The 18,828-nt window shown below is 51.6% G+C and carries 19 protein-coding genes; 1 reads left to right on the top strand and 18 read right to left on the bottom strand.

The features are described 5' to 3' along the window. Positions 1-2: 2 nt before the first annotated feature. The 17 genes from ADINL_RS10475 to ADINL_RS10400 form a co-directional block, all read right to left on the bottom strand. Complete coding sequence (locus ADINL_RS10475) at positions 3-860, bottom strand: cytochrome c oxidase subunit 3 (protein ID WP_036547531.1); 858 nt, start codon at positions 858-860, stop codon at positions 3-5. Further along, entirely contained in the window at positions 853-1,413 is a 561-nt protein-coding gene (locus tag ADINL_RS10470; RefSeq protein WP_036547529.1) for a cytochrome c oxidase assembly protein, read from the bottom strand. The genes ADINL_RS10475 and ADINL_RS10470 overlap by 8 nt, the downstream gene beginning before the upstream one ends. Before the next feature lie 15 nt (positions 1,414-1,428). Then, entirely contained in the window at positions 1,429-3,075 is a 1,647-nt protein-coding gene (gene ctaD, locus ADINL_RS10465; RefSeq protein WP_036547526.1) for a cytochrome c oxidase subunit I, read from the bottom strand. A 15-nt stretch (positions 3,076-3,090) separates the two neighbouring features. Next, the gene (gene coxB / locus ADINL_RS10460; protein WP_084154479.1) at positions 3,091-4,242 is read right to left on the bottom strand and encodes a cytochrome c oxidase subunit II; all 1,152 of its coding nucleotides are present in this window, start codon (positions 4,240-4,242) and stop codon (positions 3,091-3,093) included. Between the two features lie 92 nt (positions 4,243-4,334). Beyond that, a complete protein-coding gene (locus ADINL_RS16260; protein ID WP_084154478.1) occupies positions 4,335-4,508 on the bottom strand; it encodes a DUF2970 domain-containing protein in 174 nt (57 codons plus the stop codon). Positions 4,509-4,742: 234 nt separating this feature from the next. After that, positions 4,743-5,051, bottom strand: coding sequence for a hypothetical protein (locus tag ADINL_RS10455; RefSeq protein ID WP_036547524.1), 309 nt, complete (start codon positions 5,049-5,051; stop codon positions 4,743-4,745). 113 nt (positions 5,052-5,164) lie between these two features. Then, on the bottom strand, positions 5,165-5,518 hold the full coding sequence (locus tag ADINL_RS10450; RefSeq protein ID WP_036547520.1) for a RidA family protein: 354 nt from the start codon (positions 5,516-5,518) through the stop codon (positions 5,165-5,167). A gap of 36 nt (positions 5,519-5,554) precedes the next feature. Then, on the bottom strand, positions 5,555-6,601 hold the full coding sequence (locus ADINL_RS10445; protein ID WP_036547518.1) for a histone deacetylase family protein: 1,047 nt from the start codon (positions 6,599-6,601) through the stop codon (positions 5,555-5,557). 23 nt (positions 6,602-6,624) lie between these two features. Beyond that, positions 6,625-7,797, bottom strand: a complete 1,173-nt coding sequence (locus ADINL_RS10440; protein WP_036547515.1) for an acetyl-CoA C-acyltransferase — start codon at positions 7,795-7,797, stop codon at positions 6,625-6,627. Then, positions 7,794-9,065, bottom strand: coding sequence for an ArgE/DapE family deacylase (locus tag ADINL_RS10435; protein ID WP_036547513.1), 1,272 nt, complete (start codon positions 9,063-9,065; stop codon positions 7,794-7,796). The genes ADINL_RS10440 and ADINL_RS10435 overlap by 4 nt, the downstream gene beginning before the upstream one ends. Beyond that, positions 9,065-9,706 (bottom strand): 3-oxoacid CoA-transferase subunit B, encoded by a 642-nt coding sequence (locus ADINL_RS10430; protein WP_193364963.1) that lies wholly within the window; start codon positions 9,704-9,706, stop codon positions 9,065-9,067. The genes ADINL_RS10435 and ADINL_RS10430 overlap by 1 nt, the downstream gene beginning before the upstream one ends. Further along, positions 9,693-10,394 carry a CoA transferase subunit A gene (locus ADINL_RS10425; RefSeq protein ID WP_036547508.1) on the bottom strand — a complete coding sequence of 234 codons (702 nt, stop codon included), beginning with the start codon at positions 10,392-10,394 and terminating at the stop codon, positions 9,693-9,695. The genes ADINL_RS10430 and ADINL_RS10425 overlap by 14 nt, the downstream gene beginning before the upstream one ends. A 38-nt stretch (positions 10,395-10,432) precedes the next feature. Beyond that, positions 10,433-11,767, bottom strand: a complete 1,335-nt coding sequence (locus ADINL_RS10420) for an aminotransferase family protein (protein ID WP_239644373.1) — start codon at positions 11,765-11,767, stop codon at positions 10,433-10,435. Positions 11,768-11,773: 6 nt separating this feature from the next. Beyond that, on the bottom strand, positions 11,774-12,529 hold the full coding sequence (locus ADINL_RS10415) for an amino acid ABC transporter ATP-binding protein (RefSeq protein WP_036548645.1): 756 nt from the start codon (positions 12,527-12,529) through the stop codon (positions 11,774-11,776). Between the two features lie 59 nt (positions 12,530-12,588). After that, positions 12,589-13,242, bottom strand: coding sequence for an amino acid ABC transporter permease (locus ADINL_RS10410; RefSeq protein WP_036547502.1), 654 nt, complete (start codon positions 13,240-13,242; stop codon positions 12,589-12,591). Further along, positions 13,242-13,913: an amino acid ABC transporter permease gene (locus tag ADINL_RS10405; protein WP_036547499.1), complete on the bottom strand. Its 672-nt coding sequence runs from the start codon at positions 13,911-13,913 to the stop codon at positions 13,242-13,244. The genes ADINL_RS10410 and ADINL_RS10405 overlap by 1 nt, the downstream gene beginning before the upstream one ends. A 75-nt stretch (positions 13,914-13,988) precedes the next feature. After that, on the bottom strand, positions 13,989-14,792 hold the full coding sequence (locus tag ADINL_RS10400; protein WP_051632719.1) for a transporter substrate-binding domain-containing protein: 804 nt from the start codon (positions 14,790-14,792) through the stop codon (positions 13,989-13,991). 177 nt (positions 14,793-14,969) lie between these two features. Here ADINL_RS10400 and ADINL_RS10395 point away from each other — a divergent pair, with 177 nt between their 5' ends. Then, positions 14,970-15,929, top strand: coding sequence for a LysR family transcriptional regulator (locus ADINL_RS10395; protein ID WP_239644372.1), 960 nt, complete (start codon positions 14,970-14,972; stop codon positions 15,927-15,929). A gap of 8 nt (positions 15,930-15,937) precedes the next feature. On the opposite strand, the gene ADINL_RS16655 is transcribed toward ADINL_RS10395, so the two are convergent. Further along, positions 15,938-18,766, bottom strand: a complete 2,829-nt coding sequence (locus ADINL_RS16655; RefSeq protein WP_051632717.1) for an HD domain-containing phosphohydrolase — start codon at positions 18,764-18,766, stop codon at positions 15,938-15,940. Positions 18,767-18,828: the final 62 nt, after the last annotated feature.

Genomic DNA, 18,828 nt, shown 5'->3' with positions numbered 1-18,828 from the left:
CCTCAGAAGACATAAACAAACAGAAATAAACCAATCCACACGACATCCACAAAGTGCCAGTACCAGGCACCTGCTTCGAATGCAAAGTGATTGTCTGCGCTGAAATGGCCTTTCAACACACGTACCAGCAAGACTGCCAGCACAATGGCTCCAATGGTGACATGCAGTCCGTGAAATCCGGTCAACAGGAAGAAGGTTGATCCATAAATACCGGCCTGCAGAGTCAAACCCAGCTGAGTCCAGGCTTCGACGTATTCAATTCCCTGAATCACCAGAAATACCAGGCCTAACACCAGCGTGGCGATCAGCCAGTTACGCAGTTTCACGCGCTCACCGGCTTTCAGAGCGTGATGTGCAATGGTCAGGGTGACACTGGAGGAAACCAGTAACAGGGTATTAATAAGCGGCAGTGTCCAGGGATTGATGATCGCCTGAGGTCCTCCGATGGATGGATCCGGTGTTTGCATCAGTGGCCAGCTGGCACTGAAGTCTGGCCAGAGCAAGGCGGTGATACCCTTGGCCCCCTGCCCGTCCAGCCAGGGCAAGGCAAATACACGTATGTAGAAGAGTGCACCAAAAAAGGCTGCAAAAAACATGACTTCAGAAAAAATGAACCATCCCATACCCTGTCGAAATGAGCGGTCCATTTGACTGTCATACAAGCCCCCCATGGATTCATTCACCACATCACGGAACCAGCCATACATGACAAAGGCAATCCCGACCAGTCCGGCCAGCAGAAACGGCAGCCCACTGCCATAACTCATTAAGGCACCGGCACCTACCGCAGTACTGCCAAGTACCACTACTGCAATAATCGGCCATTTACTGGTTGGCGGAACATAATATTGACTAGTCACGGAAACCTCCCAGGGCTACCACTTCGTCCATCGGATAGAGGGTATAGGCCAGTGTCAGGGTACGGATATCTTTGGGCAGATCCGGGTCCACCTGAAACACCAGCGGCAACTGCATCGACTCACCCGGCTGAAGCCATTGCTGTTCGAAGCAGAAACACTCCATTTTGCGAAAATGCCGGGCACCGGCAGACGGGCTGACACTGGGTACAGCTCGGCCCGAACTCTGCTGTTCACCCACATTGGTAAACTCAAAACGCACCTGTGAAATTTGTCCCGGATGTACCGTAACCACCGGGTCCAGCGCTACCAGTCTCCAGGGCAATCCATTACCGGAACGTGTCACCAGTTGAACCCTGACTTCTCGCGAGTCGTCAACTCCCTGTGCGCTGATCACCTGTGCCGAATCAGCCGTTTTGCCATTCAGACCGGTAATCTCACAAAACACGTCGTACAAGGGCACTAACGCAACCGTAAAGCCCACCATGCCCAACAGCACCCAGAGCGTACGGATGACAGTGCGCTGAACCCCGGCCTGTCGCTGTTGCTGATCCATATCCCCCTCCTGTGCTCAATGACGGCTTGGTGAATCTGTTTGCGGGTCATAGGCTGGCGGTGTATCAAAAGTATGCAGAGGTGCCGGACTGGGTACCGTCCACTCCAGCCCTTCCGCGCCCTCCCAGGCTTTTGCAGGGGCTTTGCGTCCACCACGAACAGCCTTGATCACCACCCAGACAAAAATCAGTTGCGAGAAACCAAACAGAAAGCCGCCGATCGACGAAATCATATTGAAGTCGGCAAACTGCAGTGCATAGTCAGGAATACGCCGAGGCATCCCGGCCAGACCCGAGAAATGCATCGGAAAAAAGGTCAGATTCACACCTATCACCGATAACCAGAAATGCCATTTGCCCAGCGTTTCACTGGCATAGTGACCCGTCCACTTCGGCAGCCAGAAATACACCGCAGCCATAATGGCAAACAGGGCTCCCGGAACCAGCACATAGTGAAAATGTGCCACCACAAAATAGGTATCGTGATACTGGAAGTCTGCCGGGACAATTGCCAGCATGACCCCGGACAACCCGCCAATGGTAAACATCACAATAAAACCCAGTGCAAACAGCATCGGTACTTCAAATGTGATAGATCCCCGGAACAGGGTCGCAATCCAGTTAAACACTTTGACCCCGGTAGGCACCGCGATCAGCATGGTTGAGTACATAAAGAACAGCTCAGCCGTAAGCGGCAAGCCAACGGTAAACATGTGATGCGCCCACACCACAAATGACAGCAGTGCGATTGAAGCGGTGGCGTATACCATGGAGGCGTAGCCAAACAGGCGCTTGCGTGCGAACGTAGGGACAATCAGGGAGACAATACCAAAGGCCGGCAGAATCATGATGTACACTTCAGGGTGACCGAAAAACCAGAACAGATGCTGGAACAGCACCGGATCGCCACCACCTGCGGCATCAAAGAAACTGGTGCCAAAGTTAATATCCATCAGCATCATGGTCACCACCCCGGCCAGTACCGGCATGACGGCAATCAGCAGGAAGGCCGTGATCAGCCAGGTCCAGACAAACAGGGACATATCCATCAAGCGCATGCCCGGGGTACGCAGGTTGAGGATGGTCGCAATAATATTGATCGCACCCAGGATCGAGCTGATACCCGCCAGATGGATCGACATGATAAAGAAGCTGGTTGAGGGCGGCGCAAAGGTGGTCGACAGAGGTGCATAGAAGGTCCAGCCAAAGTTAGGCCCACCCCCTTCCATAAACAGTGTTGATAACAGAATGCCGAAGGCAACCGGCAGCAACCAGAAACTGAAGTTATTCAGGCGCGGCAAGGCCATATCCGGCGCACCGATCTGCATCGGTATCATCCAGTTGGCCAACCCGACAAAGGCTGGCATGATCGCACCAAACACCATGATCAGACCATGCATGGTGGTCATCTGGTTAAAGAATTCCGGCTGCACATACTGCATACCCGGCTGGAAAAGTTCAGCCCGAATCACCAGGGCCATGCTGCCACCGATAAACAGCATTACCAGTGAGAAAATCAGATAGAGCGAGCCGATCTCTTTGTGATTGGTGGTCACCAGCCAGCGCAACAGCCCGGTAGGCCCATGACTGGCGTGTGCTGCACCGCCTGCGGCGACATCACTGACACTGGAGTGAAGAGTTGCCTGTGAAGTTTCAGATGCCATCGTCCAGTCCTCTTGTTATTGTGATTCCAGCATGGCACGTATCGCCGATGGCTGAATCAGGTCACCGGTATCATTGCCCCAGGCATTACGTTCATAGGTAATAACTGCTGCCAGCTCTGCCGCAGACAGCGTACTGCCAAACGCTGGCATCGCTGTGCCTGTTTTGCCATACAGAACGATCTCCTTATGAGCCCGCAACCCGTCCGGATCCACTGACATACCAACACCAGCCAGTGCCGGGAACATCGGCGGCAAGCCTTGTCCCTGAGGCTGATGACAGGCAGCACAGTAGGTGTTGTATGTACCGGCACCACGCTCCATCAACTCATCCAGGGACCATTCACGGTCGGCACCCGCCACTTCCGCCTCTGCCGCTTCACGGCGACTGGCTAACCACAGCTGATACTCATCTGGTGATACCGCCTTCACCTCGATCGGCATAAAGGCATGATCCCGACCACAGAGTTCGGCACATTGCCCACGGTAAATACCTGGCTCATCCACCTTGAACCAGGTTTCATTGATAAAACCGGGAATGGCATCTTTTTTAACTGCCAGATCAGGCACCCACCAGGAGTGAATGACATCATTGGCCGTGAGCAACAAGCGGACTTTGACACCGGTGGGTACCACCATGGGTTCATCCACTTCAACCAGGTAAAAATCGCCTTTTTCTTCAGCTTCATAGATCTGCTCACGCGGTGTCGCCAGGTTGCTGAAGAAGCTGACATCCTCCTCCAGATACTCATAGCGCCAACGCCACTGGTAGCCGGTCACCAATACATCCAGTTCGGCATCCGAGGTGTCATACATTTTTTTCAGTGTTGCCGTGGCAGGAACCGCCATCAGCACCAGAATCACCAGTGGAACAGCTGTCCAGATAATCTCCACCGTGGTGTTTTCATGAAAGTGGGCCGGTTTGGCACCTTTGGATTTGCGGTACACGATCAGTGAATAGAACATCACCCCGAATACCACGACCGCAATTGCCACACAGATCCACAGAATGGTCATATGCAGGCTATAGACTTCGCGGCTGATTTCGGTGACACCCGGTGGCATATTAAAGCCGGATGAGGTGTTGATTGATGATGCCTGCGCCGTTGTCGATAGAACTATCAGACAGATAGACGCAGCATATAAATATGCATAAAGAATCCGGCCCATCAATCCCCTCCTTTATTTTTATATATCAGGATTCGAACCAAGTCGTTTGTAAACTGAGTATAGACAGGAAATAAAAAGGTGCAAAAATTTAATTAATTAGCGGCTAACCAGGCAACAAAACCCACCAGAAACACAAACACCAACGTCATGAATACTCCCACAACAATAAACTTCCAGGGCGATGTAGACTGGAAATCCTGCTGGCGGTTTGCCTCGGACTGGACACCAAAAAATGCCGCCAATACTGAGCGTATGACTTTCAACATAGATCACCTCAATATTATCCATATAATATGTGCAAGAAATAACATTAGCTAATTTAAATTATGCAGCGCAGCAATAATTATTGCACAAAACAGAAGGCTATTTCTGTTTTACATTTTTTAATCAATCAGATAAGCATAGTTTAAATATAAAAAAAGCCCGAATATTTATATTCAGGCTTTATAAATCAAACGACTGTGGTAATCAGCTGAATTTTTTAATAAAAAATGGTGCTATTACTCTGTAAAACGTGGGTTTTTTCGATGAACAACAGCATGTAACGCCGTATTAAATTCGAAGTACACCGTGAAGTCATCGTACACCCATCGACTGATCGGCGGCTGACCAACCGGTGCCAAACGCTCACGAGGTTCACCAAAACGTGCCAGCACCGCCTGCTCCGACAAGCCGTTCACAAACAGTCTGTCACCCGTTCGCACTTCAGGCTGAAACGTATTGATGGTCAACACCTCTGCCATCAGCGGTGTACTCACAAATACCAGCCATAACAACCCCAGCATCCCTGCGTGTCTGATCCGATTCATGTGCAGCTCCTTTATCAGTCAACATTCAGATTCTTGTTACCTGATTAGAACTCTAGCCTTAGGGTCAGAGCTTGACAACTTCAACTGCGCTGAGGTTGATACAGCTCAGACTTTTACTCCGGTAACGCCGCAACAACCATGATTTCAACCTTCCATTGAGGCCCTGCCAACTGTGCTTCAACGCAGGCGCGTACGGGAGGGCGACCGGGTGTCACCCAGGCATCCCAGGCCGCATTCATTTCAGCAAATTCAGCCATATCGGTAACCCATACTGTCGCAGACAAGAGGTTTTCCCTGGATGTACCTGCTTCAGCCAGCAGCTGATCAATATTTGCCAGAATCTGCTCCGTCTGTCCCCGCATTCCAGCGCTAGTATCGCTGGCCACCTGTCCTGCCAGATACACGGTATCCTTGTGGATCGTCACCTGACTCATACGCTGGTTACTGTGCAGATAGGTAATACTCATGCTGTTATTCTCCTGAAAGTAAATAAAACACAGGGATCATCCCTGTGTGAACCCTGATAAGAATGCGGCCAGATTATGGCCAAGTGAGGCCGTAGGATAGCCCCCTTCCTGTACCACCACTGTGGGCAGTTGCAATGCCGACAAGAGCTGCCCAATGGTTTGAAAATCATCTGTTTCCAAAGCCAGCCCGGCCAGAGGGTCATCCTTGTGTGCATCCAGCCCCAGCGCCACCACTACTGCCTGTGGCTGAAAGCTTTGCATGGACACCAGTAACCGCTGCAGTGTTTCCATAAACGCCTGCCCGCCAGCACCCAACGGCAAGGGCATATTTACATTGTACCCCATTCCATCGCCCGTACCCTGTTCATTCGGGCCACCCCAGAAAAAAGGATAAAACTCGGTGGTATCAGCGTGCAGCGATCCCGTCCACACATCAGCCCGATGGTAGAAAATATCCTGGGTACCATTACCATGGTGAAGATCAACATCGATGATGGCAACACGTTCATAACGCTCGCGTAAAACCGTCGCCGCCAGTGCTGAATTATTCAGAAAACAGAAGCCTCCCGCACTTTCAGGACCGGCATGATGCCCCGGTGGACGGCACAGGGCATAGGCGGCCTGGCTACCGGCATTAACGCTTTCAGCGGCTGCCGCCGCACTGGCGGCACTGGCCAGAATCCCGCTGAAGCTATCGGCAGTCATTGGCGTAGCCATATCACTGAGATGCCACCCGGCCAATCCGACCGGGTGGGAGGGATACTGGCTGGCCAGACCTGTTGGATGGGTATTGGGCGTCACTCGCTCCGAAGCGCCGGGCAACGCTGTCCAGCGAGCATAAATGGTTTGCAGAAATTCGAGATAACGCGGTGTATGAATCAGTGACAGTCTGGAGAGCAACTGTTCCCGCCATTCAGAATCCTGTAACCGCGGTGGCTCCTGTATGGATCTTCCCTGCTGTTGCAATACCTGACACAAAATATCCGCACGCAACGGCCCTTCAGGCGAGTCAATCACCTGACCCCGCATCAACATGGTTGCGGGTGCATGTAGCGCCTGATCTTCAGCATAATAACAGTGCATCCTGATTCTCCTCTGCCAAGGGCTTAGCCCGGGTTTTCCAACAACAGTGCAATCCCCTGACCGCCACCGATACAGGCAGCCGCTATACCATAGCGCCCACTCCGTGCAGCCAGAGTCCGTGCCAGCGTACCCGCCAAGCGAATTCCGGTGGCCCCCAGTGGGTGCCCCAATGCCAAAGCGCCGCCCTGAACATTAACCCTTTCAGGATCAATACCGAGCTTCTGGATTGCATAGAGTGGCACCACACTGAAGGCCTCATTTATCTCCCAGAAATCTATCTGATCAACCGTCAATTGATGCAGTTGCAACAAACGCTCCACCGCTGGCACTACACCCTGCCCCATCAGCTCAGGACGCGTACCGCGATCCATACATCCGAGTACTCTGGCTAATGGATCTTGTCCCAGAGTCTGTTGAGCGTCTTCAGACATCAACATCAGCAGCCCGGCACCACTGGTCAGCGGTGAGCTGTTCCCAGCGGTAATACTGCCCTGTTCCTCAAAAACCGGATTCAGGGCGGTCAGTGCATCAAAGGTCGTCGCCTCACGAATACAGGCATCCAGGTGATATGCGGGTTGATCCGGTGTATCGATTGGTAAAATTTCGCCAGCTGTAAATTCCGATTCACGCGCCTCAGCCGCCAGTCTATGTGATCGACAGGCAAACCGGTCCATCGCTTCGCGACTGATCTGACCCGCCTGGGCCAGTGATTCGGCGGTCAATCCCATGTTCATCAGTCGTGGTGCTTCATATCCTGATTGAAATCGGGGCTGGGTCAGAACGCCTTCCTGAAACAATCCAGGCCCCATGGGGACTCGCGTCATGTGTTCATAGCCACCGGCCAATGCAATATTGACCTGTCCTGAGGCGATACCAAAACTGGCAAGGCGTATCGCTGCCAAACCCGAACCACACTGCTGGTCCAGCATGCGGGTTGCACACTGATCTCCCAGCGCTGTCTGCAGTAACGGATAGCGCCCGCCAAAGCTCCACTGCTCTTTGACACCCAACGCGCACCCCAGCGTCAGCTCATCCGGTTGATCCGGCGCTACCTGAGTCTCTGCGAACAGGTTTTCCAGCAATGCATTCAGCAGCTCGGGGCCTGAAAGATCAGCAAATGCATCCAGATGTGGTTTTTTAGGGTTGGCACGACTGAATGCCGTGCGTCGATAGTGACTCAAATAGACAGGCTTCATAGTGGCTCCAGTGTGCACCAGCGGCTGATAAACAGTGCATAGGCTTTCAGTGTATGGCGGATAGATTCAATATCGACGCACTCGTCAACGCCGTGAATATTGCGTGCGACAGGGCCATAGCAGGTACCTGCCGTCCGGCTGTAAAAATGGAAAGCTCGCAAGTCGGTGGTACAGGTCGACAGATACTGATCCGGAGACTCAAGGGTCAGGCTACGATGACAATCAGCCAGAAGCCCGATCCCGCCATGCTGCAGATCTACCAGATGTCCCTCAGAACGAAAACCATGAAAGCGCAACAGGGGCTTGGCATGTGCAGCAGCACTTTTTTTAACATCCACACTTTCAACAGCATCATGCACTTTTTGCATGATTTCATTGACCGACATACCCGGCGGGAAACCGATACGCCCTTCCATTTCAGCATGCGACGGAACGCTTGAGGGCCAATTTCCGCCCTGAATACGGCCAATATTCAGGTTAAAAGGACGGGAAATTGCATCATAAGGCGGTGCTTTATAATGCGTGTTCAGTTCGTCTTCGAGTCGCTTCAATGCCGGGATATACCGCTGCAACTTCTCAATCGCATTTTCACCCGCCGCAGTATCGAGCACATGTACCGGCTTACCTTTAACCGTTAACTTGAACCACAGCACTCCGACTTGTCCGGCATAGATCTGTGGTCCGAAGGGCTCGGGAATCAGGACAAAATCTCCTCCATAGCCCTGCTGCAGGCAGGAAAGAGCTCCATTACCTGAACACTCTTCTTCAACCACCGCCTGCAAGGTAATCGGTGAGGTAATCTTGTAACCGGCTCGCTGTACCGCATGAACAGCATAGATCATGGCCGCCACGCCCGACTGCATGTCTCCGGCCCCACGACCATACAGCCAGCCATCCTGAATCCAGGGTTCATGGGGTGGACGGGTCCACATATCAGCGGGATCTGCGCTGACAACATCCAGATGACCATTGAATACCAGTGACTGGCCTCTGGCCCCCGGATTCATCTGCGATACCAGGTTATATTTATCCTCGTGGTTCCATGGCACCGGAGCATAGAGTGGATGATCACATAATGCGGCATGTTTCATGGCAACACGTGTTACGGGCAACTGTAGCTCACGCAACTGACGTTCAACCACGTCCAGCACGCCCTGCTCCTGATTCAGCACACTGTATTGCTTTACCATCGACTGGGTGAAATCCAGCACATCAGCAAAAACAGCATCACAACTTTGCAAAATAGCGGTTTCATGAGCGGGCAACATCAGGCGACCTCCTCCGGAAAAATCAGATCGGCATCGGTTACGCTGCGTAAATAGTCGGGTGTGACCCCTTCCGCCAGCTCCTGTACGCTGAGCCCATTCGTGGTGACGTCGAGCACAGCCAGATCAGTGATAATCCGGGAGACACAGTGATGCGCGGTTACAGGTAGACGGCAATGACGCAAAATTTTGGACCGTCCCTGCTTGTCACAGTGAGTCATCAACACCACGATACGTGGCGTTTTCTGAGCCAATTCCATTGCGCCCCCTATGCCGGGTGAAAACTTACCGGGTATTTTCCAGTTCGCCAGGCTGCCCTGCTGATCCACCTCAAAGGCACCGATCATGGTCAGGTCAATTTTGCTGCGCCGAATCATGGCAAAAGACACCGAGCTGTCGAAAAAGCTGCTACCGGGTACAGTAGAAATATAGGCACCGGCAGCATCAATGAGCGCCGGGTTCATCTGTTCACGCGGCGCTTGTTTCCAGGCACCCAGCACACCGTTTTCTGAATGGATCAGGACATCCAGGTTATCCGGCAGGTAATCCAGCAATTGTGTTGGCAAGCCGATTCCGAGATTCAGAATGCTGCCGGGCAGCACTTCACGAGTGGCACGCTTCAGCAGGGTTTCAATGTTTGACATGATGCTCCATGACTGCGTATTCAGACGTTAATCGGGGCAGTACCACCAGGTGGTCTACAAAGGCGCAAGCTGTATGTATCTGGTTGGGTGGCAGTGCTCCCGGATCAAGGCACTCCGGTGTTTCCACGATGACCTGATCGGCAGCCATTGCCATCAGCGGATTAAAGTTCATGGCACTGCCGTCATACACCAGATTGCCAAAGCGGTCAGCACGCGCTGCATGTAACAGTGCCACATCTGCTTTCAGTGCCATTTCCACTTTATATTGCTGCCCCTGCCAGTTCAGTAACTGCTCTGGCCGGGTAATCTCGGTATCCAGTCCTATATCGGTCAGAAAGCCAAAACTGCCTGCACCTGCGGTACGAATTTTCTCGGCAAGCATCCCTTGTGGATGAAACTCGACCTGCAGTCGACCTGCATTCATCCATTCAATCGCTGTTTTGTTGAGCCCGATATGGGTTGTGATCAAGCGTTCTACCTGTCCCTGCTCAATCAACTTGCTGATACCGATTCCGGCCTCATTGGCATCGTTTTTGATCAGCGTCAGCTGCCGCTGCCCTTGGCGCAGCAACTCGTCAATCAGACTGAATGGTGTACCAGGACTGCCAAAACCACCGATCATAATGACCGCTCCGGAAGGAATCGCAGCTATGGCGTCTTCTATTTTTTTGATTTTGTTCACAAGCATTTCCCTGGGGCTGTTGGGTACGCGATATTTGAATCTGATTAAAGCTGCTGGCTGAAATCCTTCAGTGCCTGGTCCAGGCATTCCATCATTTCATCCAGCTCCACTCGTGTCGTGATCAAAGGCGGTGTCACCAGGAAATGGTCACCGGCCATACCATTCAGGCAGCGACGGGGGTAGATCAGCAAGCCGCGTTTTTTGGCGCATTCAGTGATCCTGCTGAAGGCATTAAAACTGGCAGGAAACGGAGTTTTGCCAGCATCAGGCTGAACCAGCTCGACACCCTGCAGGAAACCTATACCGCGCACATCACCAATCACCGGATAGCGGACTTTCATTTGCTCCAGACACTCACGCAAGTAACGGCCTTGTTCACGAACATTGTCGAGAATATTTTCGTCCTGCATGGCCTGGATAACGGCCAGTCCGGTGGCGCAGGCCAGTGGATTACCGGCATAGGTATGGCCGTGCATAAAGCCTCCCGCAGACTGCACTGTATCCACCAGATCAGCTTTCGCCATGATGGCGGCAACCGGGTAGTAACCAGCCCCCATTCCTTTGGCCAATGCCAGAATATCCGGGCAAATGCCCCAATGCTGCCAGGCAAACCACTCTCCGGTTCGACCGATACCACTGAGCACTTCATCCATGATCAGCAGGCAACCAAAGCGATCACAGAGTGCACGAATTCCTTGCAGATACTCGCGATTCAACATGCGGGCACCGGTACTGGCCCCGCCAACAGGTTCCAGTACAAATGCCGCGATACTGCCCTCAGGTGCAGCCGCCATCGCGGCTTCGGTCTGCTGCAGCAGCCGGGTGACATGAGTGCTGATGTCCACCTCGGTATATCGGTAAAAGTCGGGCGATGGCACCTTGATGGAGGGAATCAACAAATCTTCAAATGGCTGTTCAAGGGGTTGATACCCGGTGAGTCCGAGTGCTCCCAGCGTACTGCCATGATAGGAAGGTCGCAGCGATACAAAGTGCTTGCGTTGTGTTTCTCCACGCACATAAAAATACTGACGGGCCAGTTTCATTGCGCTCTCGACAGCCTCTGAACCGCTACCGACCAGAAAGACGCGCTGCAACCGGTCTTCGGTCAACGCCACCATGACATCCCCCAGGTCAACCGCAACCTGACTCTCAAACTGGGTACGGTAGCTGAAGGCCACCTTATCCAGCTGAGCTTTCATGGCCGCAGTCACACTTGGGTGCTGATGCCCAAGACTGCAGGTAATCGCACCTGAGCAGGCATCGATATAGCGTTTTCCCTGGGTATCCCACAAATAAATGCCTTTTCCATGACTGACCAGTGGCAAGGTCACGCCGGCCTGATAAAACAATGCGCTGTTGCTCATAATATCTCGACTCATCCAGTCTCAGTGTTGTGAACTCAAATGCTTTCTGAGGAAGTTGCGTGTGCGTTCATGGTCCGGGTTGGAAAAAAACTTATCCGGTGTTCCCTCTTCAACAACCACACCGCCTTCCATAAACATGGCCCAGTCTGATACATCACGGGCGAATGCCATTTCATGCGTCACTATCAACATGGTCATGTGCTCTTTTGCCAGATCACGCATGACCAGGTTGACTTCCTCCACCAGCTCCGGGTCCAGCGCTGAGGTGGCTTCATCAAACAGCATCACTTTGGGCTGCATCGCTAACGCTCTGGCAATGGCTACACGCTGCTTTTGCCCACCGGAAAGACGCGACGGATAGACATCAGCCTTGTCTGCCAATCCCACCCGGTTCAGGTATTCCCGACCCAGCTCTTCAGCCTCTTTTCTGGCCATACCTTTCAGTTTGCGTGGTGCCAGGGTGACGTTATCCAGCGTTGACAGATGGGGGAAAAGATTAAAATGCTGAAAAACCATGCCCATATTCTGACGGATATGATTGATATGACGCTCAAACGCCAACCCCTTCATATCGGGTCGGTTAACCTGCACACCATCAAGACGGATTACGCCATCATCAATCACTTCCAGGTGGTTTACAGATCGCAGCAACGTGCTCTTACCCGATCCTGAAGAGCCGATAATCGACACGATTTTGCCTTTAGGCACAGTCAGGTTGATTCCCTTGAGTACTTCCAGATCGCCAAACTTTTTATGTACATTGACGATCTCAACCATGGGTGTATCTGTTTTTGTCTCAATAGTCATAAGTGTTCCAATCGCTCAAATTGTTGAATTCAACGCCGATCTGCCGTCATCCGCTCAAAACGTGCCTGTCCGAACTCCATGATCAAATTGAGGAGGTAGTAGACAATCGCAATGACAATGAAAAACTCAAACGGCCGGAACGAGACACTGATAGCGTACTGTGAGGCATACACCAGTTCTGCAACACCTATCGCCGAGAGCACAGAGGTATCCTTGACCATCAGAATCAGGTTATTACCGATCTGTGGGACCGAACGAATAAATGCCTGAGGTACGATGATGTAAAACAGCGTGCGCAGATGACCAAACCCCAAAGAGCGGGATGCTTCATATTGACCGGCACTCACTGAACGAATGGTGGCGATAAAGATGTCTGCGTTATAGGCCATGTAATGGAACCCCAGACCGAGCACACCTACCATGAGTGCAGGAATCAGTATCCATTCGCCAAGGCCGAAATAGAGAAAATACAGCTGCAACAACAGCGGCGTTGTCATAAAGAGCCAGATCAGGAATCTGATTGGCCAGCTCACTACTTTATTGGTATAGACTGAAATCACAGCAACCAGTAAACCACCCAGCACTGAGAACAACGCCACCACCAAAGCGATCAATGAGGTCACTCCCACACCAGAGAGCAGTGTCGGTGCATAGGCAATGACCGGTGAAAAATCCAATTCCATCACTGAACCCTCTTCACGAGTGTGGTGTAACGGGTGGCACGTCGGTAAGCCAGCTCAACAATACCCATCACGGCATAGACAATGCAGATATACATCACCGCAGTCAGGGTAAATATTTCAAAGGGTTTGTAGGTTGAACCGATGAGTCGTTGCGCCTGATAGGTCAATTCCACCACTGAGATAATCGATACCAGCGAAGAGTTTTTTACCAGTACTATTGCCAGCACACCGACTGAGCGGATCATCAACCCGGCAGCCTGGGGTAACACAACGTATGTCAGGGTCTGCAACCGCCCAAAACCTAATGAACGGGAAGCTTCATTCTGGCCACTCTCAACGGACTCCAGTGCGCCACGAATTGCTTCGCTCATATAAGCACCAATATTGAAGGCACCGACCATGACACCACAGGTAAAGGGGTCCATCGTCAGACCGATGGTTGGCCCTCCGTAAAACACCAGCAGCAGTTGTACAAAGTAGGGCGTACCACGAATGACACTGACATAGCCGCGTGAAAACCACTGTAAGGGTTTGATCTGCAAACTACGCAGAAACACCAGAACACATGCCACGCCAAAGCCCAGAATAATGGCGCGGATGGAGATATCAATTGTGATCCAGGCTGCTTTAATCAGCAGCGGAGTCACCTCAACCATCAGGTTAACGTCCATCAGGCGGTCCTTTCAGAAGATCCAGTTTTACATACACTGAGGAAAAACAGGGGCAGGCTGCTGCCCCTCTGCGGTTTAATCGATATCCGCGCCTTCACCGATCCACTTATCAACAATACTCTGATAGGTGCCATCAGCCTTGATCTCTTCCAGAGCCGTATTCAGGGCTGCCAGAAGTTCAGGTTTGTTTTTCTGAATGGAAATTGCTGCAGGCCAGCGTGGCAGCTCACCTACATCAACCATTTTGATTGCCAGATCACTTTCAGCCAGCGCAACATATACCGGTACATCATCAGCAATAATGGCATCTACACGTCCGGTAGTGAGGCCGGTCAACATATCCGGTAATCCCTGAAACGTCTGATTACGCCACTTGCCCTGCCCGTTTTCGACAGCCCACTGGTTACCCGTTTCACCGATAGTTGAGCCAACACGCTTGCCTTGCAGATCATCCAGACTGTTAACATCGTCATTGTCACTACGCACCCAGACTGACAAGCCTGAGCTGTAGTAAGAATCTGTAAAATCCACTGCACGCTGGCGCTCTTCGGTCACGCTCATGCTGCAGATACAGGCATCGAAGCGCCCGCCTGCCAACGCCGCCACGATGCCACTCCAGGGAGACGTCTGAATATCCACATCGACGCCCATACGTTCAGCCAGTGCTTTAGCAATATCAACATCAAAACCCACCACATTGCCGCTGGTATCAACAAAACTGAAAGGCGGATAGGCTCCGGAGTTGGCAACCTTGAAAACATCGTTACGAATTTCCGGAAGATCACGTGCGCTGGCATGCGTTGACAGAAAAGCGGTTGAACCCAGTACCAGCGCAGCGGCCAGTAGCGATTTACCCAAGTGCTGTTTGATCATCTTCATTTTTCTATCCTGTATTTTTACTGTTTTCATGCTCTCCATCCTTCATAGAATTCAGGCTAACACGTTGATGTTTATGAAGTTTCACCCAGAGCCATAAAAATGACATAAGTTGAGTGTAGGTAAATTAATATTAATTTCAATATATAATGTTTTTTCATTAAACTATGATTATTAATCATGGCTATAGTCAAAAATGACCCGCTGGAGATTTGGCAAATGAAAGAGATCAATCTCAACTCACTGAAATCTCTTATGGTTTTTAAAACGCTCTATGAATCTGATACCGCGACCCGTGCAGCCAAAGCACTTGGACTGACTCAGTCGGGTGTCAGCCGGTCACTGGCACAGCTGGAAGAAAATATTGGTATGCCGCTGTTCATGCGGCATAAAAATCGCTTGATCAAACTTCCTGAAGCAGACGAGTTGTATCAGGAAATCATGCAATTGATGGGTAACCTGGATGAGATGAAACACACCATTGTGGCACTGCGTGAATTTGGGGTCTCCAGAATGCGGCTGGCATCTGCGCCAGCACTGGGGTTTGCATTTATTCCAGAGGCCATTGCACGGATATTGCGCATCAATCCAAAGTACAGCATCTACTTTGATATTATGCCCAGCCCGGATGTCGTACGTGCTATCGAATCAGGGCATTTTGATGCTGGTTTTGTGACTCTGCCAATTAACAGCGAGCGCCTGATCGTCGATGAACTCTTTGAAGTTGAAGCTGTGTGCCTGGTACCTGCAAACCACCCACTCGCCTCAGCAGAGCAGATAGAGATAACTGACTTCCGCAATCAGCATCTGGTTATCCCCAATCAGCCCAATCTTGCTGCCGATCAGGTACTGCGACTGATTTCACAACACAAAATACGTATTGCCGGAAAAACCGAAGCCAATATTGCGGCAATCTGCAGTCTGGTTGCCAATGGTGTGGGGTTAAGCCTGATCAATCCCATCACCGCGTATGACACGGTGGCAGTGCAACGCGATATAGTCGTCAAACCTTTTCGCCCGGCCCTGCATTACCGCTTTGGCCTGGCTTATCGACGCAGCTGGGCCGATACACAACTGATTCACCTGCTCAAGGAGAATCTACCAGAAACCCCCAGATACCTGGGTCCAACACCTGGCTAGTCTGTGTTTCAGACCAGCCACCGGGAGATATCAACGGTATCAATCTGCTCAGGCCGCATATATTCGCGGGCATAATCGAGGTAAACCCCTGAACGCAGAAACAGCTCGAAGACACTCGCATCAAGATGTTTTTCCGCCACCATATTGGCCATGATGCCCAGTGACTGGGACAGGGTTTTACCCTGTTTGTAGGGCCTATCGATGGCGGTAAGTGCTTCAAACACATCAGCAACGGCCATGATGCGCTCCTGCAGAGTCAACTCAGACGCCGGTAAACGTCGGGGATAACCCGTGCCATCGACTTTTTCATGATGATTCCCGGCAATGGCAGGCACACGAGCCAGATAATCAGGTAAAGGCAGAGCCTCCAGCATAATAATGGTCTGTACGATATGTTCGTTGATCTTGAAACGTTCCTCTTCGGTCAGGGTCCCCTTGCGAATCGTCAGATTGTGTAACTCGCCCTGATTATAGGCTACCTCCGGTACCTTCATGTCGAAGCCCCAACGGTTCCGGGGATCATCTGCTGCAACCGGCGGCGTACGTCCACTCCAGGGGAAGACCTGTTCAGGTCGATCACTCAACAATCGCTCTTCAACCGGCAAATGCTCTGCGGGTTGGTCTGCCAGGCGATTCTGCTCATCCTGGGACAGGCCTGAACGGCTGCTGAAATGTCGGGTCCAGCGGCGCTCAGCTATCTGATGCAAACGTTGTATCGCATCATCCGACATAAATTCACCGCCCTGGTTGGCCTGAGCGATATATTCAAAATCCTCTTGTAATCGCTGCTGCAAGCTGTCGCGTTGCTGCATCAGCTCTTCTCGATCACCTCCAGCCAGGCAACCTCGTAAGAAAGTGATTTCGGCATCACGGTGCAGTACTTCGAAACGGGTGCGGATTTCATGAATGCGGTTATAGATGGTTTCCAGCTTCGTGGCTTTGTCTACAACATATTCCGGACTGGTGATTTTGCCGCAGTCGTGCAGCCAGGCGGCAATGCGGAAGGCTTCCAGCTCAGCATCATTCATCTGATAGTCACTGAATTCAGGCAGATCACTGGCTTGTGCTGCATCAGACAGGCGAATCGCCAGCTCAGGAACCCGTTCACAGTGACCACTGGTGTAAGGTGATTTGGCATCAATAGCATCTGCAATCAGGCGGATAATGCCATCGATCAGTGCTTTTTGCTCTCGGAGCATCTGACGCGTCTCCACAGCAACCGCAGCCGCCCCGGAGATATCATCAATAAATGCCCGCAACCCTTCAATATCACGTAATGTCCCCGTATCAGCATCAATCAGCAACACACCTAACAGGCGGTCATAACGATCCTGCAAGATCGAGCAGACATGAAAATCACACCCTGCCTCACGCACTTTGGCACGGACGTCATCAGCCTGCTGATGACGGTCCGAAACTTCAATCCAGTCAGGTAATGACTGATTACCCATGCTGTTAGTCAATTTAAGCACCTGACTTTCGGCATCATACAGGTAGATACTGCCAGACCTGTGACCCACCGCCTTGACGAGCTCTTCAAGCACTGACTGTAACAAGCGCTCCGGATCGCGTTCACGATTGAGTGTCATCGACAGTGATTTGAAATGACGTATTGTCGAAGACATATCATCCAGTACCCGTGCCAGCGCATCAACCTCGCTGATTCGGGTACGCACGGTCACTGGATTGGAGAAATTCAGATTCGCAAACGCCCGTACCTGATCAGCCAATGCCGCGATGGGATTACCAATACGCTGACCTATTGCCCAGCCAGATAACAACAGTACGAAAGCCAACGCAAAAGCCCACTGTACCTGGCTGAGAAAACTTTTCTCCACTTCTCCCAATAATTCTGGACCGGGTATCGCAATCAGGATCTGCAAGTCATCATCACCCAACGCAACCAGGGGCGAGATCAATCCATACCAGTCCACGCCCTCATGCACAAACCTGACCAGACCTTGCTCCGATATATCCTGCGCCACCAGTTGCTGCAGAACAGGAACATTGATTTCATGCAAGTAAGCCAAACGTGCTTCTCGGGTATCCGTCAGGATAAAACGGTCAATATCAGGATAGGCAAGCAACAGCGCATCCTGATTGATAATCGCTATTTCGGTACCGGGTGTCAGTCTGAGGGCATCCATCTGTTCGCTCAGATCCATTGCAGTCGCATCAATACCCAGTACTACTCCATCAGCGGCAGCATAGGACATGGTCACACCGACTTCCTGAGTGGTATAGAACAGATAGGGTGGCGTCAAGGTTACCTGATCATCGATCAACGATTGCTGATACCACAAGCGTGAGTGTGGATCAAAGGTATAGAAGGGCATGGATCGACGCTCTACCAGTCTGAGCCGGTCATCATAGAATCGCCAGACACCCTCACGTTGCCCTGAATCATTGAGAAACACTGTCTGCAACAGATAGGCACTGTGTTCAGGAGCCGTAAAAAACTCAGGCAAAGCGGGATTGCGCAGATGTCGCAGGAGTAAAAAATCCCGATTCTCATAACCGATATAGGCAGCGCTGAGCAGTGGATTGGCATTCAGGACTTCGGCCAGTGCAGGTACACGCTGCAAACGTGATGGCTCATCTGTCAAACCGACCAGCGGATCATGCTGAAGCATCCGGATCAGCATCTGATTGGGTTCCATGAGCCGCTGGATACGCTCATTCACTGTTGCGGTGAGTTGCCGGCTGGCCTGATCCGCAACCGCCAGTATACCGGCCTGCATACCACGATAGCCCTGAAAGATCAGTACCGTTGCCAACAACACCATACTCAGTGTAATGGTTGTCGCGATCAATATCCTGAGTGAAATTCGCTGCATTGCCCATCCCTTCTGCATAAGCACCCCTTGAAAACTAAACGATTGCTTTCAATCGGTTTCAG

It is taken from the genome of Nitrincola lacisaponensis (assembly GCF_000691225.1).
In the GTDB taxonomy this organism is placed as follows: Bacteria; Pseudomonadota; Gammaproteobacteria; order Pseudomonadales; family Balneatricaceae; genus Nitrincola; species Nitrincola lacisaponensis.
This window is presented reverse-complemented; position numbering and strand designations above follow the sequence as displayed.

Excerpts from the sequence above, each read along its gene's own strand:
- ADINL_RS10470 (WP_036547529.1), bottom strand. The coding sequence starts at position 1,413 with ATGGATCAGCAACAGCGACAGGCCGGGGTTCAGCGCACTGTCATCCGT.
- ctaD (WP_036547526.1), bottom strand. The coding sequence starts at position 3,075 with ATGGCATCTGAAACTTCACAGGCAACTCTTCACTCCAGTGTCAGTGAT.
- coxB (WP_084154479.1), bottom strand. The coding sequence starts at position 4,242 with ATGGGCCGGATTCTTTATGCATATTTATATGCTGCGTCTATCTGTCTG.
- ADINL_RS16260 (WP_084154478.1), bottom strand. The coding sequence starts at position 4,508 with ATGTTGAAAGTCATACGCTCAGTATTGGCGGCATTTTTTGGTGTCCAG.
- ADINL_RS10455 (WP_036547524.1), bottom strand. The coding sequence starts at position 5,051 with ATGAATCGGATCAGACACGCAGGGATGCTGGGGTTGTTATGGCTGGTA.
- ADINL_RS10450 (WP_036547520.1), bottom strand. The coding sequence starts at position 5,518 with ATGAGTATTACCTATCTGCACAGTAACCAGCGTATGAGTCAGGTGACG.
- ADINL_RS10445 (WP_036547518.1), bottom strand. The coding sequence starts at position 6,601 with ATGCACTGTTATTATGCTGAAGATCAGGCGCTACATGCACCCGCAACC.
- ADINL_RS10440 (WP_036547515.1), bottom strand. The coding sequence starts at position 7,797 with ATGAAGCCTGTCTATTTGAGTCACTATCGACGCACGGCATTCAGTCGT.
- ADINL_RS10435 (WP_036547513.1), bottom strand. The coding sequence starts at position 9,065 with ATGTTGCCCGCTCATGAAACCGCTATTTTGCAAAGTTGTGATGCTGTT.
- ADINL_RS10430 (WP_193364963.1), bottom strand. The coding sequence starts at position 9,706 with ATGTCAAACATTGAAACCCTGCTGAAGCGTGCCACTCGTGAAGTGCTG.
- ADINL_RS10425 (WP_036547508.1), bottom strand. The coding sequence starts at position 10,394 with ATGCTTGTGAACAAAATCAAAAAAATAGAAGACGCCATAGCTGCGATT.
- ADINL_RS10420 (WP_239644373.1), bottom strand. The coding sequence starts at position 11,767 with ATGAGTCGAGATATTATGAGCAACAGCGCATTGTTTTATCAGGCCGGC.
- ADINL_RS10415 (WP_036548645.1), bottom strand. The coding sequence starts at position 12,529 with ATGGTTGAGATCGTCAATGTACATAAAAAGTTTGGCGATCTGGAAGTA.
- ADINL_RS10410 (WP_036547502.1), bottom strand. The coding sequence starts at position 13,242 with ATGGAATTGGATTTTTCACCGGTCATTGCCTATGCACCGACACTGCTC.
- ADINL_RS10405 (WP_036547499.1), bottom strand. The coding sequence starts at position 13,913 with ATGGACGTTAACCTGATGGTTGAGGTGACTCCGCTGCTGATTAAAGCA.
- ADINL_RS10400 (WP_051632719.1), bottom strand. The coding sequence starts at position 14,792 with ATGAAGATGATCAAACAGCACTTGGGTAAATCGCTACTGGCCGCTGCG.
- ADINL_RS10395 (WP_239644372.1), top strand. The coding sequence starts at position 14,970 with ATGGCTATAGTCAAAAATGACCCGCTGGAGATTTGGCAAATGAAAGAG.
- ADINL_RS16655 (WP_051632717.1), bottom strand. The coding sequence starts at position 18,766 with ATGCAGCGAATTTCACTCAGGATATTGATCGCGACAACCATTACACTG.